This window comes from Acutalibacter sp. JLR.KK004, from assembly GCF_036941085.1.
Taxonomy (GTDB): domain Bacteria; phylum Bacillota; class Clostridia; order Oscillospirales; family Acutalibacteraceae; genus Acutalibacter.
On record NZ_JAYMNQ010000001.1, the window covers coordinates 301,170 to 317,689 of the forward strand.

Annotated in this window: 12 protein-coding genes; 11 read left to right on the plus strand and 1 reads right to left on the minus strand. The window is 53.0% G+C overall.

Annotated features, from left to right (window positions below):
• Positions 1-238: 238 nt before the first annotated feature.
• A complete protein-coding gene (locus VSQ30_RS01810) occupies positions 239-2,092 on the plus strand; it encodes an ABC transporter substrate-binding protein (protein WP_334464768.1) in 1,854 nt (617 codons plus the stop codon).
• Between the two features lie 298 nt (positions 2,093-2,390).
• On the plus strand, positions 2,391-5,096 hold the full coding sequence (locus tag VSQ30_RS01815) for a hybrid sensor histidine kinase/response regulator (protein ID WP_334461574.1): 2,706 nt from the start codon (positions 2,391-2,393) through the stop codon (positions 5,094-5,096).
• Positions 5,097-5,188: 92 nt separating this feature from the next.
• Here VSQ30_RS01815 and VSQ30_RS01820 read toward each other — a convergent pair whose 3' ends face one another.
• Positions 5,189-5,920, minus strand: coding sequence for a sugar phosphate isomerase/epimerase family protein (locus VSQ30_RS01820; RefSeq protein ID WP_334461576.1), 732 nt, complete (start codon positions 5,918-5,920; stop codon positions 5,189-5,191).
• Between the two features lie 415 nt (positions 5,921-6,335).
• On the opposite strand from VSQ30_RS01820, the gene VSQ30_RS01825 reads away from it, so the two are divergent.
• From VSQ30_RS01825 to alr, 9 genes are all read left to right on the plus strand, one after another.
• Positions 6,336-6,494, plus strand: a complete 159-nt coding sequence (locus tag VSQ30_RS01825) for a hypothetical protein (RefSeq protein ID WP_334461578.1) — start codon at positions 6,336-6,338, stop codon at positions 6,492-6,494.
• 166 nt (positions 6,495-6,660) lie between these two features.
• Positions 6,661-7,638 carry a helix-turn-helix domain-containing protein gene (locus VSQ30_RS01830; protein ID WP_334461580.1) on the plus strand — a complete coding sequence of 326 codons (978 nt, stop codon included), beginning with the start codon at positions 6,661-6,663 and terminating at the stop codon, positions 7,636-7,638.
• Positions 7,639-7,974: 336 nt separating this feature from the next.
• Positions 7,975-8,346, plus strand: coding sequence for a hypothetical protein (locus VSQ30_RS01835; RefSeq protein ID WP_160642919.1), 372 nt, complete (start codon positions 7,975-7,977; stop codon positions 8,344-8,346).
• Positions 8,347-8,716: 370 nt separating this feature from the next.
• Positions 8,717-9,079, plus strand: a complete 363-nt coding sequence (locus VSQ30_RS01840) for a response regulator (RefSeq protein ID WP_160643964.1) — start codon at positions 8,717-8,719, stop codon at positions 9,077-9,079.
• The gene (locus VSQ30_RS01845; protein WP_334461584.1) at positions 9,076-11,607 is read left to right on the plus strand and encodes a hybrid sensor histidine kinase/response regulator; all 2,532 of its coding nucleotides are present in this window, start codon (positions 9,076-9,078) and stop codon (positions 11,605-11,607) included. The genes VSQ30_RS01840 and VSQ30_RS01845 overlap by 4 nt, the downstream gene beginning before the upstream one ends.
• A 73-nt stretch (positions 11,608-11,680) precedes the next feature.
• Positions 11,681-14,380, plus strand: coding sequence for a DegV family protein (locus VSQ30_RS01850; protein WP_334461586.1), 2,700 nt, complete (start codon positions 11,681-11,683; stop codon positions 14,378-14,380).
• Between the two features lie 361 nt (positions 14,381-14,741).
• Positions 14,742-14,933, plus strand: coding sequence for a type II toxin-antitoxin system RelE family toxin (locus VSQ30_RS01855; protein WP_334461589.1), 192 nt, complete (start codon positions 14,742-14,744; stop codon positions 14,931-14,933).
• A 14-nt stretch (positions 14,934-14,947) separates the two neighbouring features.
• On the plus strand, positions 14,948-15,169 hold the full coding sequence (locus VSQ30_RS01860) for a hypothetical protein (protein WP_334461591.1): 222 nt from the start codon (positions 14,948-14,950) through the stop codon (positions 15,167-15,169).
• Positions 15,170-15,485: 316 nt separating this feature from the next.
• Positions 15,486-16,373, plus strand: coding sequence for an alanine racemase (gene alr / locus VSQ30_RS01865; RefSeq protein ID WP_334461593.1), 888 nt, complete (start codon positions 15,486-15,488; stop codon positions 16,371-16,373).
• The last annotated feature ends 147 nt before the right edge of the window (positions 16,374-16,520 follow it).

The window sequence follows — 16,520 nt, forward strand, 5'->3', positions numbered from 1 at the left end:
ATATATTGGCAATCATAAAGATTTTACAATATCTAATGGCTGCCACAGGGGAGTGTCCGAACACGCAGTTTATATCTACGGTGCACGCCTATGGGACGGAGTCCCGCAGTTTTGCGCTATAGATATAAAACGCGCTGTCTGGACACTCCCCAAACGTCTTTCCAGTTGCCATTTTTTGCGCAAGGTGCTATACTATAAATAAACGCCTTTGCGGGAGGAGTGTGCAGCCGTGGGGAAGATGTGCGGGAAAAGATGGCTGTCTTTTATGCTGGCAGCGTGCCTGCTGCTGGCGGCCCTGGCGGGCTGCGGCAGCAGGGAAAAGGAGAAAGTGACGGTGGCCTTCTGGAGCGATCAGCTTACAGAGCGCTATGGGCCGTATCTGCAGGAGTCCTTTCCGGAAGTGGACTTCGAGTTTTACGTGGCTACAAATTCCACAGACTTCTACCGCTTCAAGGAGGAAAACGGCAGCCTGCCGGATATCCTGACTGTCCGCCGCTTTTCCCTCAGCGACGTGGAGGGCTGGCGGGATTCCCTGATGGATCTCAGCGGGACGGAAATTGCCGCCTCCATCCACCAGTCCTACCTGCGCAGCTATACTTACAGCGACGGGGCGGTAAACTGGCTTCCCACCTGCGCGGAGGTAGACAGCATTGTGATAAACCGGCCCCTGCTGGAAAAGCACGGCCTTTCCGTTCCGGAAAACTATGAGGAGTTTGTGGCGGTGTGCAGGGCGCTGGGGAAAAAAGGGGTGCGGCCTTTCCTGTCCAATTACAGCGCGGACTTTACCTGCATGGAGCTGCTGCAGGGGCTTTCCGCTTCCCAGCTTACCTCCCAGGAGGGGCGGGAATGGCGGCAGCTTTATGAAAGCGGGCAGACAAGCAGGCTCAGCGAGGAGGTCTGGCTTCCTGTTTTCCAGCGCATGGAGGAGTTCCTGGACTACACCGGGGCTGTCCCGTCGGATGTGGGGCTGGAGCACCAGCAGGTGCTGGAGGCCTTCAGGAACGGGGAAGCGGCCATGATACGGGGAACAGGCAACGAGGAGGCTATCCGGGACAGCCAGGCCGGAGACGTTCTTTTGATGCCTTATTTCGGGGATACCCAGGAGGATAACTGGTATCTGACATATCCGGCCTTTCAGGTTGCCGCCAGCGCCCGGGCAGAGGAAAGCCCGGAGCGCAGGGCGCTGATTCTGGAAATCCTGGAAACCATGCTGAACGGGGAGGGGCAAAAGCACATTGCCGGCGGGCACAACATGATCCCCTACAGCAAATCGGTGGAGCTGCCGCTTTCAGAAGGGCTTTCCCATTTACAGCCCTACGCCGACAAGAACCGGCTGTATATCCGCCTTGCCTCTTCCGATATGTTTTCCATTTCCCAACAGGTGGTGCAGGGCATGATAAAGGGGGATTATCCCGACGCCCGGTCAGCCTTTGACGCCTTTAACCAGGCCATGTCCGCCCCAAAAGAGGAAGAACCTCCTGCCGCCCGCATTGAAACAGCCTACCCCTATGCTTTTAACCCCCAGGGGGGCAGCCCGGCGGCTTCGGCACTTTTCAATTCCCTGCGGGAAATCCTGGGGGCCGACCTGCTCATCGGGCAGGCTTCCAATGTGGCGGGAGACATAGCCGCTGGGGACTACACCCTGGAAGAGCTGGGATACCTGACCATGGGGGAATCCTCCCTGGGCATTTTTTCCTGCCGGCTTACAGGGGAGCAGCTATACCGGTATGTGGAATATCTGCTTACCACCCCGGGCAAGCGCGGCTCTGTGTGCAACGACTCCACCCTGTACGTCTCCAGCGGCTTTGAAATGGAGGTTAAGCGGGAGGGCAAAGGCTATGCCCTCCGGAAGCTTACCATACAGGGCAGGGAGCTGGAGGGGCATTACGATGAAGGGCAGGCCTTCGATAAGGGGCGCCTTTACGAGCTTTTCCTGGTAGGGGATGAAAATGAGATGCAGCGGGAAGCCCTGGCGGCCGCAGGCGTGGAGGAGTACCTCCAGGTGGAGACAACCTTCAAGCTGGCCATTGCAGGCTTCCTGGCAGAAGGCAGGCAGCTTTGCGCCCCTACAGACTATATCACCCTGGAATAAGGCTTTTCCAAGGCAACTACTAGAGCGTGTACACACAAAGCAATCACACGCATCTTTTCGGGTTATTTTATGGGCTTCTTGTGTTAGGAATCCTCGAAAGGCGACAGCCTTTCTTGCGGTTCCTGCCTTGAACCCCACTAAATCCCCTCGAAAATCTGCATATTCAACTTATGTGAACACGCTCTAGAATGAAAACAGAAAATAAGGAGCGGCGCGGGGTGCAGGAAAGGCTTTTTTGTGCGGCCCCGGCCCCATTATATATCAGGCAAACGCGTTTGAAGGAGGCGCCCTGTTTCCTTTGGACTGCGCTGCTTATCACAACTATGACAGAGGGAACGTGGCTGGTATGAAATGGATGAAAACAAAGCAGAATATAGTATTGCCGGCTGTGCTGGCGGCAGGCCTTATCCTGTTCCTGCTGGTAGGGGGCGGATATTTCAGCGGGTATTTGCAGGAACAGATTTTCAGGGAGCGCTCTACCCAGCTCAATGAAATTACGGATCAGGTGCGCATAAACCTGAACAACGCCCTGGACGCCCACTGGATTTATCTGACTGCGGCGGTAAACCTTCTGGAAGAAGGGGAATATGCCGCGGGGGATGAGGCGGTGGCAACCCTGGGCAAGCTGGAGGAGCTGCTGGAAACGGAGAGCTACAGCGCCATCCTGATGCTGGTGGACAGCCAGGGCAACTGCTATGACCGGGAGGGCAAGCATGGGGTGTGGTCAGACCTGGACCGCATTTCCACCGGGGAGGAACGGTATACCTTTATCTCTGACAGCTTCATCTATGAGGGCAGCTACTGGGCCTTTGTGGAAAAGCTGGATGCGCCCCTGGAAACAGGGGCAGGAGGCCCGGCCTTTACCCATGCCGTCCTGCTTAAGGATGTCAACACCCTGGCCCAATACTATAGCAGCGCTGCCTATGGCAGCCGGAACGAGACATATATCCTGAAAAGCAACGGCACCAGGATGCACGACAAGGTATCAGACGGCAACACCATCCAGGCCTACAATGTGCTGACTGTGCTGGAGGGGATGGAGGGCCAGAAGATCCCGGATATCCGGGCTGCCCTGCAGGGGCGGGACGCCGTCAGCACCAATTTCATGATGGACGGCAAGGAATATTACTATTGCCTGACCTCCCTTTCGGCATATGACACCCTGCTGCTCTTTTTAATCCCGGCAGAGTTTGTGGCCTCCGGGACCGTGGAAATGGTGGGCATGGTGCTGCGCACGCTGCTTATCCTCATTGTGGTGCTGTTCATTATGCTGGCGCTGGCGGCTGTGTCTATGGCCCGGCAGCACAGCAGCGCCCGGCTGTTTAAGCGAGAGCAGGAAAACCTGCGCCGCCAGGAAGAAATGAACAGGCGGCTGGAGGAATCCAACACCATGCTGCAAAGGGCCAAGGAGTCGGCAGAGCAGGCCTTCCAGATTGCGGAGGAGGCAAACCGGGCCAAAAGCTCTTTCCTGTCCAACATGAGCCATGATATCCGCACGCCTATGAACGCTATAGTGGGCTTTGCCGCCCTCCTGGCCCGGGATGCGGGAAACCCGGAAAAGGTGCTGGAATACACCAAGAAAATCACTGCCTCCAGCCAGCATTTGCTGGGGCTGATTAACGATATCCTGGACATCAGCAAGATAGAGGCCGGCAAGACCACCCTGAACCTTTCAGATGAAAGCGTGGTGGATCTGATTGAGAATATTGACTCCATTATCCGGCCCCAGATGAAGGCCAAGGGCCATACCTTTGAGGTGTACAGCCGGGAGTTGAAGCATGAACGGGTGGTTATGGATAAGCTGCGGCTGAACCAGATTCTCCTGAACCTTCTGTCAAACGCGGTGAAATACACCCCGGACGGCGGGCACGTCACCCTTACTGTGCAGGAGCTGCCCCAGCTTGCCAAGCACCTGGCCCATTACAGGTTTATTGTGGCGGACAACGGCTACGGCATGAGCGAGGAATACCAGCAGAAAATTTTCCACGCCTTCACCCGGGAGGAGGACAGCGTTACCAATAAAATCCAGGGTACAGGCCTGGGCATGGCTATCACCAAGAACCTGCTGGATCTGATGGGCGGTAAAATTTCAGTGGAAAGCCAGAAGGGGAAAGGCTCCACCTTTACGGTAGATTTGGAACTGCATATCAGCGAGCAGGCCATGGACCGGGATTTCTGGCAGAAGCACAACATTACCCGGCTGCTGGCAGCAGACGACGAGGAGGTTATCTGCCAGAATATCCAGATGACCATGGAGGGCACCGGCGTGGCGGTGTCCTATGCCCTGGACGGGCGCAGCGCCCTGGAGCAGGTAAAGCAGGCGGAGGAAGCGGGAGAACCCTTCCACATTGTGCTGCTGGACTGGAAGATGCCCGGCATGGACGGCGTGGAAACAGCCCAGCGCATCTGCCAGGAGACAGCGCAGCCCCCTATCCTGCTGCTTACCAGCTCCGACTGGCCTGAGATAGAGGAGGAAGGCCGGGCTGCCGGGATAGACGCCTTCCTGCCCAAGCCTTTCTTCCTTACCAGCTTCCGCCAAAAGGTGGAAGGGGTGCTGGGAAAAGGAGGCACAGAACCCGCCCCGGCAGAGCCTGAAGGGAAGGGAATCCTGGAGGGAATGCACATCCTGGTGGCGGAGGACAATGAAATCAACGCGGAGATACTGAGTGAGCTGCTGGATATGGCAGGGGCCTCCTGCCATATCTGCGAAAACGGCCAATTGGTGGCAGAGGCATTTGCCGCCTCTGCCCCGGGCCAGTACCAGCTAATCCTGATGGACGTACAGATGCCGGTTTTAAACGGCTATGATGCCACCCGGAAAATCCGGGGCATGAGCCATCCCCTGGCAGTGCGCATCCCCATTATCGCCATGACGGCAAACGCCTTTGCCGAAGATATCCGGGACGCCCTGGAAGCCGGCATGAACGCCCACGTGGCAAAGCCTATTGACATGGGCGTATTGGAACAGACCGTCCGGGCTGTGCTGGAGGCCCAGGAAGAATAAAGGAACCGGGAGGCCCTTTGCTGGGGGCCTCCCGGTTTTTTGACGGTCTGGCTTGGGAAAAATTCCCAAGCCAGGCAGCTTTGCCGCGCTCACTATATTTTCGCGTCAACCTCTTTCAGGAAGTCAATGCAGCGCTTAACCTCCTCCAGGCCGGTAGGCTCCAGCCCTTCGCTTTCCACCACCATCTCCATGCCAAGGGCAATGGCGGTTTCCCGCACCTGGAGCACAGGGGCTTTGCCCAGCCCCAGGGACTTGCCTTCATGGCCGCCGATGCCGTCCTTGAGATGGATGACGCTGATGCGATCCTTGTGCTCTTTGAGGAAGGCCACGGGATCCTTATCAGCAGCAAAGACCCAGTATGTATCCACCTCCAGGTTAATGCTTATGCGGCTGAGGATTTCCTCCTCAGGGATAAGGCCGTCCTCGTTGGGCTTGAACTCATGGTCGTGGTTGTGGTAATGGAGGGTGATGCCTTCCTTTGCCAGCCGGGGCTGCAAAACGTTTACCCGGTCAATAAAGGCGTCTACCGCCGCCTTATTCTCCAGCTTCTCAAAGGGGATGATAATGTTTTCGCAGCCGATTGCCTTGTGGTATGCAATGGTTTCTTCCAGCACGTCATCCGTAAGCCCGGCAAGGCCTGTGTGGGTGCCGCTTACACGCAGGCCATACTGGTCAAGCCAGGCCTTAATCTGTTCTGCCGGATGGCCCATAAACCCGGCAAACTCCACTGCGGCATAGCCCATAGCCGCCACTTCCCGCAGGGCGCCTTCCATATCCTCCTTGGTAATGTCCCGGACGCTGAACATCTGCAAGCCATATTTCATAGTTATGTACGCTCCTCATCATAAAATTTGGTACTCCTTAATCATACGGCGCAAACTGGAAAAAGTCAAGCACCCGGAAACCTTTTGACATGTCGAAACAGGATTTCTTTTTAAAAGCCTGGAGAATTTGCCGGAAGGCCTCGTCTTACCGGTGTAGTTCCTTTCCTCCCTGCCAGGAGGGATGCACAAACAGCGGCAGGTGAAGCCGCCGTCACTCCCGTAAGGCCACGCCCGTCTCATAAAAAAGCGGTATAATAATGGGAGAAATCCGGGCCAGGATATCAGAAATAGAGGATAAGCGGCATCCAAGTTATGTAAAATATCCGCTGGCGGACATATTTATTATCGTAATGTGCGCGGTGCTGTTTTGGATATCCTCCGTATGCGGTTCGGCACTGCGGGGGAAGTGATCGCCGTGGATGGAAAGCCCATTCGCGGTACAGCAAAATCAGGGGAACCCCGCAGCGCGCTGCAGATTCTCAGCGCATATGTGACAGAAAATGGCGTGGCGCTGGCGCAAGAGGCCATTTATGAGAAAACCAGCGGGATGGAAGTATGTTTATATTTGTGGTAGAATAGAGCCATTAAACAATTCTATAAATTGGACTAATAGCAGAAAAAACAGCAGTTGCAACTACATAGTTGCCATATAGTTGCCCATATTTTCTATATAGTTGGTAGAGTGCAACTGGATAAATCAGTATATTATTGCTATCAAAGATTATACGGAGGTGCGTAATATGAACGAAAAGCGATTAGCGGAAAATCTAATGTACTATCGCAAAAAGAAAGGGCTGTCACAGGAAAAAATTGCGGAATATTTGGAGGTCAGCCGTCAAGCCGTAACCAAATGGGAAGCTAATGCTTCAAAACCAAACTCTGACAATTTAATTAAATTAGCACAATTATTTGAAGTAGATGTTGATACATTGTTAGGGAATGAGAGTGGGGAAGAGCCATCAACACAAGGGGAAGTGTCAATAGGAAAAATGTCATGGATCTTTATAGGAATATCTGTCTTGGGTATATTGGCATATATCCTGCACAGTGCATTAACGGGTATTTTTAGCGTTGGGGCATTTATTTGTATGTTTATTCTATGTATTCCAATACAACTGTTCCTGCATATCTATTTTTCCAAGGCGATAAAAAATAATTCTTTTAATGGAATTGCAGGATTTGACGACAAGATAGAGTACAATATTTATGAAGGGAGGAAACTGCTTGCACAGATTGATTTGCATATTGGAATCATGTCTACTGTATATATTTTTCTGCTTTGTGTGATAAATGGGGTGAATTTGAAAATGCAATGGTTTAATGGCGTTCTGATCGTTGCATATATACTGAATTTTATCACAAGCATAGAAATGAGCAACTACAAAATGATCGATAAAATCTATCGCAGAGAAGACGACAGGAAACGTGCCAAACGCAGTATTCCAGTAACTGCAATATTTGCTTTGTTATTATGTGTAGGGATAGGAATGGCGGTTATTGTATTTGAAATAAAGGGAATTGAAAACAATACACTGCCTGCGATGAAAACATGTGGATTGCTGCTTTTGGGGATAATGAGTGCAGCCACTGGATTCTTATTTGAAAATAGCAAAATAAAAAAGTGGAATCCTGCAAATGGAAACTATAGGACAAATAAAGTAAGTATAATCAGTTTGCTTATATGTGCGATAATGTATGGGTTGATGTGTGTTGTATAAGAGAGGCGGAGCGTTTTTCTGATTTATTCTGTCATGTGTTAGGGCTTGTTTGAAAATAGAGGAAATGACGAATTTTTGATTCAGAAGTGGTCAGATTCCAGGAAAAAACCGCAAGCCAACCTGCCGGTTGGCGAGGATTTTTGACGCAGAATATGGCCGCTTATGGGCAAAAAGACAGCGTTTTCGATTTTTCAAACAAGCCCTAACCAGATAGGGATAAAAATGGATATGTACTGGCAGAGACTGTACCCCTTCTGGCACAGTTCTTGACATCTTTTTGAAAATTTGGTATCATGATTTTATTATAAATCAGATTTCCCGCAAGGAGGCACAGCCATGAAACCCCGGCTAAAACGCATAGGCATTGGCGCTGCAGGAGGCGCAGGACTTTTACTGATTTTCTGGCTGTTAGGCGACGTTGCCCATATTATCGGACTGAGCCTGCAGGACAGCAGCTTCTTTCTTGGGCTGGTTTTATTCCTTCTGGGCCTGCTGATGATTACCCGGGGCGGGAAAGGCACAAAATATGTACCTGCCTTTGGCCATCCCAATCAGAATGCTGTCCAGAATTCTATCAATCCCAGCCTCGCCGGGGAAAAGGAACCCAAGCAAACAAGAGATGCAAAGGAAGTGCGTACCGCTCCCCTTGTCTGCGTTGGTGCGGGTCTGCTGAACCTTTTGGTCTGTGCCATCACGTTTTTATTCTAAATATTTTGTGAGAACCGGCAAAACCTTGTGAAACAGCGCTTTATGCCGCATTTCCTGACAGCAGACCACCCCAATTACTACGAATTTACTACTAGGGAATGAGCTTTGATACGACGAAACACCAGGAAATGCGGACATACAGTTTTGCGCCTCCCTTTGGCCTACCCTCTAAAATCACATATCGCCCGACTGGATAGGCCGTCTTTTCCGCATGGGAAAGGCGGCTTTCTTGTGCCCATACATAGCCGTCTGTTTCGCCGCAGGCGGTTAAATCTATGAATATAGGCTTGATTTTTCACCTGCCTTTCTGTATAATTTACTATATATGGACTGGGGGATTCCCCGGCAACGAAACAAGGAGGCGAGCCTAGTGCAGAAGCGCGTTTTGGTGGTAGACGATGACGAAATGAACCTGACAAGGGCCAGGATCATCTTACAGAAGGATTATGAGGTGCTTTTGGCAAATTCGGGGATGGAAGCACTGCATATACTGAGCAAGGAGAAGGCTGACCTGGTCCTGCTGGATATTGAAATGCCGAAAATGAACGGATTTGTTACATTCAGGCGCATAAAGGAGACGTATGGCGAGATACCTGTCATCTTTTTAACGGCCTCGGGGCTGGAAGACGATGTGCTCAGCGCAATCAAGCTGGGCGCGGTGAATTACCTGAAAAAGCCTTTCCTGCCCCAGGAGCTGCTCAGGCGGGTCGCGCTGGAGTTTGAGAACCAATGAGGGCGGAGGAGCAGACAAGCAAACACCTGCTGCTGGCTGTCATCGCAACAGTTTTCAGCGTGGCGATGAACCTGATGACGGTTTTCATGGGGTGGGAGCTTTGGGTGATCCCTTTGATGGCGGCAGGCTGCCTCAGCGTGTGGGTTCTGCACATTGGGCGGATTGGCTCCGGGACGCTTTATGAAAGCCTGTGCGCCGGGCTGCTGCTTTTGGAATACTTTTTTTACAGCGTACACGAAACCAGCCTTTTTGATATCCCCAATATAGCGGGCATCCTGGTGTTTTCCCTGTTTATACTGAACAGGAAATGGATTCTGCACGCAATGTTTGCCCTGTATGTGCTGGCCCTGCTGTACCATACCCTGGTGCTCCATACCATCACCCCTGCCATGGAGCTTCACGACGCGCTGCGCCTGGGGCTTGGCATGGTGGTGGTGCTGGGAGGGACTTCGCTGGCCCGGTACTGGATAAACAAACGCAATGCCCAGTGGAAATGGTATGAAAATGTGCTGGCAGAGCTGGAGACAGTGGGAAAGCAGAACGCCGTGTTTTTATCCAACGTTTCCCACGAGCTGCGCACCCCCATCAACATGGTTATCGGCATCAGCGAGGTGGCCCTGGGGAAAGACCCTCCCAAGGATATCCGGTCGGATCTCATGTCCATTGAAATGGCGGGCAAACGCCTGTCCAGCCAGATTAACAACATGATGGACTACACGGAGATTGTGGCAGGCACGCTGATTCCGGCAAAGGAAGAATACATGATCACCTCTGTGCTGAACGATGTGATTACCACCACTGCCCTGCAAACAAACCGGCAGCATTTGGAGCTGGTGTTTGATATTGACCCGAAGGTGCCGGCAGCCCTTGTGGGCGACGCGGAGAAGATTTCCCACGTGCTGAAAATCCTGGTGGAAAACTCCGTCAAGTTCACAGAAGAGGGGGGCGTAAACGTCCGCATAGGATACCGGCAGGAAGCCTATGGCATGAACCTGATCATAGATATCCATGACACGGGAATTGGCATGACGGACGCCCAGTTGGTGAAGATGTACGATGACTTTTACCAGGCGGACACCGGAAGCAGCCGTTTCGCAGGGGGGCTGGGGCTGGGGCTTCCCATTGCCAGAGGGCTTTTGGATGCCATGGGCGGCTTCATCCATTTTGACAGCAAGAGAAAGCAGGGCCTGCATGCCCACATCGTCATACCCCAAGGCGTGGTGGATCAGCGGCCCTGCATCGTTTTGCCCCATGCGGATAAGCTTTGCATTGGCTGCTACTTCAAGCCGGATAAATATGCCTCCGACGAGGTTCGCGGCTATTATGACGGGCTGATTTTAAGCTTGATAAAAGGGCTTAACATCCAGGGGTATCAGGCCCATAATTTTGAGGGGCTGCTCAAGCTGCAGCGCAGCTATGAGCTGACCCATGTGTTCATTGCGCAACCGGAATATGAGGAAAACCCGGCGTATTATGAGGAGCTGGCGGAAACCAAGTCGGTTATCGTCATTGCGGAAAGGGAGTTTGTCCTGAACAGCGGAAGCCGGCTGCTGGTGATACATAAGCCTTTCTCGGCCCTTTCCGTTGCAAACCTGCTTAACGGGGAAATGGGTGAACGGGGCTTTATGGAAGACCAGGCCGCGGGCCGCAGGCCCTTCACCTGCATAGGGGTGCGGGCCTTGGCGGTGGATGACGAGGAGATGAACCTGGTGGTGGCCAAGGGCGTGCTGGGCAGCTATGGGATAGACGTGGACACCTGCCTGAGCGGGCGGGAGGCTGTGGCCCGGTGCGAGAAAATCCCTTATGACATTGTTTTCCTGGATCACATGATGCCAGGCTTTGACGGCGTGGAAACCCTGAAACGGATCCGCGAGATCCGCGGCGGCGTATACCAGGATCTGCCCATTATCGCGCTGACCGCCAACACAGTCAGCGGCGCAAGGGAGATGTTCCGCAGCGAAGGGTTTACAGAGTTTGTCCCCAAACCCATTGAGCGCTCTGTTTTAGAGCGTGTCCTGCGGAAAGCCCTGCCGAAAAGCTGCATCCGGTACAGCGCAAAGCCCACAAAACAAGATGTTTCCAAAGAGGAGGAAACTGCCGCCCCGGAAAAAGAAGAAGAGGATCGCGGCCTGGCGGAAGCGCCGGAGGCTGCCCAGCCCAAAGCGGATTTTGGGGCCTCCCCTTACGGCCGGCTGTCGGAAGCCGGCATCAACGTGAAGCTGGGGCTGGATTATTGTGCCGGGGAAGAGGCCTTTTACGGGGAGATGCTCCAGCTTTTCTGCGACCAGTGCGCGGACAAACAGGCGGAGATTGTTTCCTTGTATGAAAGCGGGGACTGGGGAGAGTATGCCGTGAAGGTTCACGCGCTTAAGAGCACATCCCTGACAATAGGCGCGGAAGCCCTTTCCGCACAGGCAAAGGCCCTGGAGCTGGCGGGGAAACAGGGGGACGCGGATTATATCCGGGAGCACCATCCCGCGCTGCTGCGCAGCTATACAGAGCTTTGCGAACAGATTGCCGCAATATGAACGCGGTATTTTGAGGCGTGCCCGGTTAAAGGCTTGGGCTTGGGCGCGCTCGTTTTGAGGAGTGAAAGAATGCGTGATTAAAAAATGGTTTGCAATCATCAATGATCACAGAATCAGCCTGTATGACCGGATGTTCCGCATTGTGACGGTTATATGCATGTTTGCGCTGGTGCTGATCCTGCCTATGGGCAGAAGCATTTGGAACATCCTGGTGCTGGCAGTCAGCCTTGTGGCTATGGGGCTTATTGTAAAGTTCAGCATTCAGAGGGGGCGTATACAGGCAGGCGCCACAGCCATTTCGGTGCTGCTGCTTCTGATGTTCCCCATCAGCTTTTTTACGGCGGGCGGCTTTTACAGCGGGGTGCCGGAGTGGTTTATATTCTGCTTCATCTATGTCTGCATCACGCTGCACGGGAGGCGGATGACAGTATTTTTCATTCTCTGTATGGTAGAAACGCTGCTTTGCTATGGCTTTGCCTTTTACTTCCCCGGGCTGGTGGCGCAAAATACCCAGCAGGCCTCTTTCTTTGATTCCGCGTTTTCCGTAGTTATGGTGGGTATGCTGACCAGCGTGCTGCTTATGTTTTTAAACAAGATGTATCAGGAGGAAAACAAGCTTTCCCAGCAGCAGAAGAAGGAAATCGAGGAGTTAAACCGGGCGGAAAACCACTTCTTTTCCAGCATGAGCCATGAAATCCGCACGCCCATCAACACCATCATCGGGCTTAATGAAATCATCCTGCGGGGGGACGTGCCGGAAGATGTGGCGGAGAATGCCAGGAATATCCAGGGCGCCAGCAAAATGCTGCTGACCCTGATTAACGACACGCTGGACTTGTCCAAAATTAAATCCGGGAAAATGGAAATTGTCAATGTTTCCTATGAGACAGGGGCGCTTTTCTCGGAAATCGTCAACATGATATGGATAAAAGCCAGGGAAAAGGGGCTGGAGTTTAAGCTGAACGTGGATTCCTCTATTCCCAGCATGCTTTGCGGAGACGAGGTGCGCATTAAGCAAATCCTTATAAATTTGCTGAATAACGCGGTGAAATACACCAGCGAGGGTTCTGTCACCCTTTCCGTCCGGTGCGAGCGCCGGAGCCTCAACCAGGTGCGCGTCTGGTATTCTGTAGAGGACACCGGGATGGGGATGAAGAAGGAAAACATCCCGTATATTTTTAACGCGTTCCGGCGGGTGGACGAGGAAAAGAACCGCTATATTGAGGGAACGGGGCTGGGGCTGAGCATTGTCCAGCAGCTTGTGGAAATGATGGGCGGGCAGATCAGCGTGAACAGCGTCTACACCAAAGGATCCACCTTTATTGTCATGCTGGATCAGGATATTGTAGATGAAAAGGAGCTGGGCACGTTTACCCTTGCTTCCCGTATAAAGGGCCGCGAAGGGGAGTTATACCATCAGAGCTTTGAAGCGCCGGACGCCCATATCCTGGTGGTGGATGACAACGACATGAACCTGATGGTGGTAAGCAAGCTGCTTTCAGAAACCAAGATCCAAATAGATACAGCCCGAAGCGGCGGGGAATGCCTGAAGCTGACCCAGAACCACCATTATGACTGCATCCTTATGGATCATTTGATGCCGGAAATGGATGGCATCCAGTGCCTCCATGCCCTGCGCGCGCAGCCGGTAGGGCTGTGCCAGGATGTTCCTGTGATTGCGCTGACAGCCAATGCAGGCAGCGACAACCAGCTTTTGTACCGGAAGGAAGGGTTCAGCGGGTATCTGGCCAAGCCGGTAAGCGGAGCGCTGCTGGAGGCCGCTGTGCTGAGCGTTCTGCCCAAGGAGCTGGTGGTGCTCAGCGAGGAAGCCAGCCAGGCGGACATTGAAAAGGGGATTTTAATCTTTGAGCAGGTAAAAAGGCGCTCTATTATGGTCACCACAGACAGTGTGTGCGACCTTCCCGGCTCTCTCCGGAAGAAGTTTGGCATTCCTGTATGCCCTTACTATGTATGCACAGACGACGGGCGCTTTTTGGACGAGCAGGAATTAAAATCGGATGAACTGCTGCTGCATATTGCCCAGGGGCGCAAGGGCTATTCCCAGGCGCCGGAGGTGGAGGATTACGAAAGGTTTTTCGCGGAAAAGCTGACAGAGGCCCAGAACATAATCCATATCTCTATGGCAAAGCATGTTAGCGAAGGGTATCAAAACGCCTGCGAGGCGGCGAAATCCTTTGAAAACGTAACGGTGATAGATTCCGGCCATCTTTCCAGCAGCATGGGGCTGATTGTGCTGTGCGCGGCCTATATGGCGGAGCACCATGCCGCAAAGGAGGAGATTGTGGAGGCCATAAAGCGGATGAACCGTTTTATCTCCTCGGCTTTCATTATCAACAACACCCACATGCTGCGCCAGTCCGGGCGGATATCCAAGAAAGTGCAGGTGCTGTGCGATTCCCTGCTGCTGCATCCTGTGCTGGTGCTGAAAAAGAGCAGGATGGTTGTGGGCGGCATGAAGATGGGCGGGTTTTACCGCGCGGCCAAAAGCTACATCAAGCGCACGCTTCTTGATACCAGGAATATTGACCGGCGCATTCTGTTTATCACCTATTCCGGCATGGATGAGAAAAAGCTTCAATATATCCGGAAACTAGTACAGCAGTATTGCCCCTTTGAGCGGGTCTATATGCAAAAGGCTTCTTCTGCCATCGCAAGCAACTGCGGCCCGGGATCCTTTGGACTGCTGTTTATGAGGCGTGATGACTCTACGGCCTCCTTCTTCCATGTAGCTGAGCAGAACCAGGCTGAATAGGGAAAACCCGGATTTCTCTTGGCAGGGTTCCCGCCAGCTTTGGTGGCTATAGCGTGAAAAATACAGAGAAAAGAATGATACCGGGCACAAAAGGCTGATATTCCATCTCTTTTTGTGCGTATTCTCTATCGCATGGCGATTAAGATGGAAAAAGCAGCGGCGTGAATAGGCTGGTAACGTAAGAAAACATTTTAAGCGAGGGTCGGCGTAGCGTCAAGCTGCGCCGACTTTCGCATTATTTCTGTCTTGGGCAGTTTGGGATTGCTCCCGCGCTCCCTCAAAATCAAATGCACCAATGAAGTTATAGACGATCTCAATTTCCCGGATTTTCACCCGCTTCTGCTGTTCGTCGGTCGTGTAGGTGTCGGACACCCTAGCCGGGCTGACAGAAAAGCCTCCGAAGGGTGATATCAAACCCATGCAAGGATATAGTGATGGCCGGATGCGGCTGAGGGTAGGCGGCTGGCGTGTGGTATACCGGCTGGAGCAAGATGGAAGAGTAGAAGTCCTCCTGATTATGGAGATAGGAAACCGTGGCGATATCTACAAGTGAGAGGGTGTGATTGTATGTCCGAAAAAGTAGTGGAAGCAGCCAGGCTGATGGATATGCTCCCGGAGGCGGATCAGAACTTTGCCTATGAGTTTATTAAAAAACTGGTGCGTGCCTGGGACCCGGACTTCACAAAGGCCACGCCGCAGGAAGCAAAGGAACTGGAAGAAGCGGAAGCAAGCGGTTTTGTGGACGAAGAAGATGTCGATTGGGGCAATTTATCCAGGTATTCAGATTGACAGCCCCCTCAAAACCTGCTAAAATAGAACCACAGTATCCGGTTCGCTAAATGAACACAGTCTCCGAGTTACAAAGTGTCATGTTGTGCCTTTTGGCGCAAGTGGCACTTTTTTTGTTTCTGTGTAAAATGTTTCCGGGCCGGGTACGGCAAAAAAGGCAGCAGTCTGTAATAGTAAACGCGTTATAAATCCTGTAATACAGGATTTATAACAGGCGGCATAGCCGCCAGAACAAAAGAAATTTATTCTTTTGTTCTGTGTTAACTATTTGACCGCTGCCTTTTTCTATTTTACAAAACGAAGGGAGTCCTACAAAATGTCAAACTGCCAAGACAACTACTGCGCCACTTTCCGCAACTACCCCTGGATAGAGCTCGACCGCGCCGCCCTGCGCCACAACGTGGAAGCCCTGAGAAAGCGCCTGCATGAGCATAAGCTGACCCAGACAGCGGTGAGCCTTGCCTATGCCCAAGAGCTGAACCGGCGGGGAAAATCCATTGATGTGCATATCAAGATAGATACCGGGATGCACCGGCTGGGCCTGCATTGGGAAAGCTTGGATGAGCTGGCAGGAATTTTTCACTGCGAAAACCTCCACGTCACAGGGGCTTTCACCCATCTCTGCGCAGACAGCCTGGCGGCTGAGCAGGGGCGCAGGTTCTATCAGGCTGTCAATGGGCTGAAGGAGCGGGGATATGCCCTGCCAAAGGTACACCTGCTGGCAAGTGACGGCCTGCTGCGCCACCCGGAGCTGGGCGGGGACTATGCCCGGGTGGGGCTGGCGCTGTGTGGCGTTGGCGAAAAAGAGCTGCGCCCCGTGCTCACCCTCAAGGCCAGGGTGTCCCAGGTGCGGGAGCTTACGGCTGGGGAGGGCGCGGGATATGACTGGCAGTTTACGGCCCAGCGGCCCAGCCGGATTGCCGTGCTCACTATCGGCTATGCTGACGGCCTGCCCCGCTCTCTGTCCTGCGGCGCGGGCAGCGTGCTGCTCCACGGCAAAAGAGCGCCTGTTGCCGGGCTGATCTGCATGGATCAAACGCTGGTGGACGTGACAGAGATTCCTCATGTGTCGCCTGGGGACAAGGCGATGGTAATAGGAAAAAACGGCGATTTGGAGATCGCCGCCGCCCAGGTGGCTGAGTGGGCGGGGACGATTCCCAATGAGATTTTGAGCCGGTTGGGCCGGCGGGTGGGTTTTGGCTAAATGAGTACGCTGCTGAGAATAATCAAAAGGAGGACAGGCCAAAACCCGTCCTCCCTTTTGATTATTTTCCTACTTGATGCATCCGAACCCACGCCAGAATTTCTTCATACCCGGCCTGACCGGAGGCAGCAGCTTTTCATGGAGCAG

What these genes read in the sequence shown, in the direction of transcription:
- VSQ30_RS01810 (WP_334464768.1), top strand. Translation starts at nt 239, where the DNA reads ATGTGCGGGAAAAGATGGCTGTCTTTTATGCTGGCAGCGTGCCTGCTG.
- VSQ30_RS01820 (WP_334461576.1), bottom strand. Translation starts at nt 5,920, where the DNA reads ATGAAATATGGCTTGCAGATGTTCAGCGTCCGGGACATTACCAAGGAG.
- VSQ30_RS01830 (WP_334461580.1), top strand. Translation starts at nt 6,661, where the DNA reads ATGAACGAAAAGCGATTAGCGGAAAATCTAATGTACTATCGCAAAAAG.
- VSQ30_RS01835 (WP_160642919.1), top strand. Translation starts at nt 7,975, where the DNA reads ATGAAACCCCGGCTAAAACGCATAGGCATTGGCGCTGCAGGAGGCGCA.
- VSQ30_RS01845 (WP_334461584.1), top strand. Translation starts at nt 9,076, where the DNA reads ATGAGGGCGGAGGAGCAGACAAGCAAACACCTGCTGCTGGCTGTCATC.
- VSQ30_RS01860 (WP_334461591.1), top strand. Translation starts at nt 14,948, where the DNA reads ATGTCCGAAAAAGTAGTGGAAGCAGCCAGGCTGATGGATATGCTCCCG.
- alr (WP_334461593.1), top strand. Translation starts at nt 15,486, where the DNA reads ATGTCAAACTGCCAAGACAACTACTGCGCCACTTTCCGCAACTACCCC.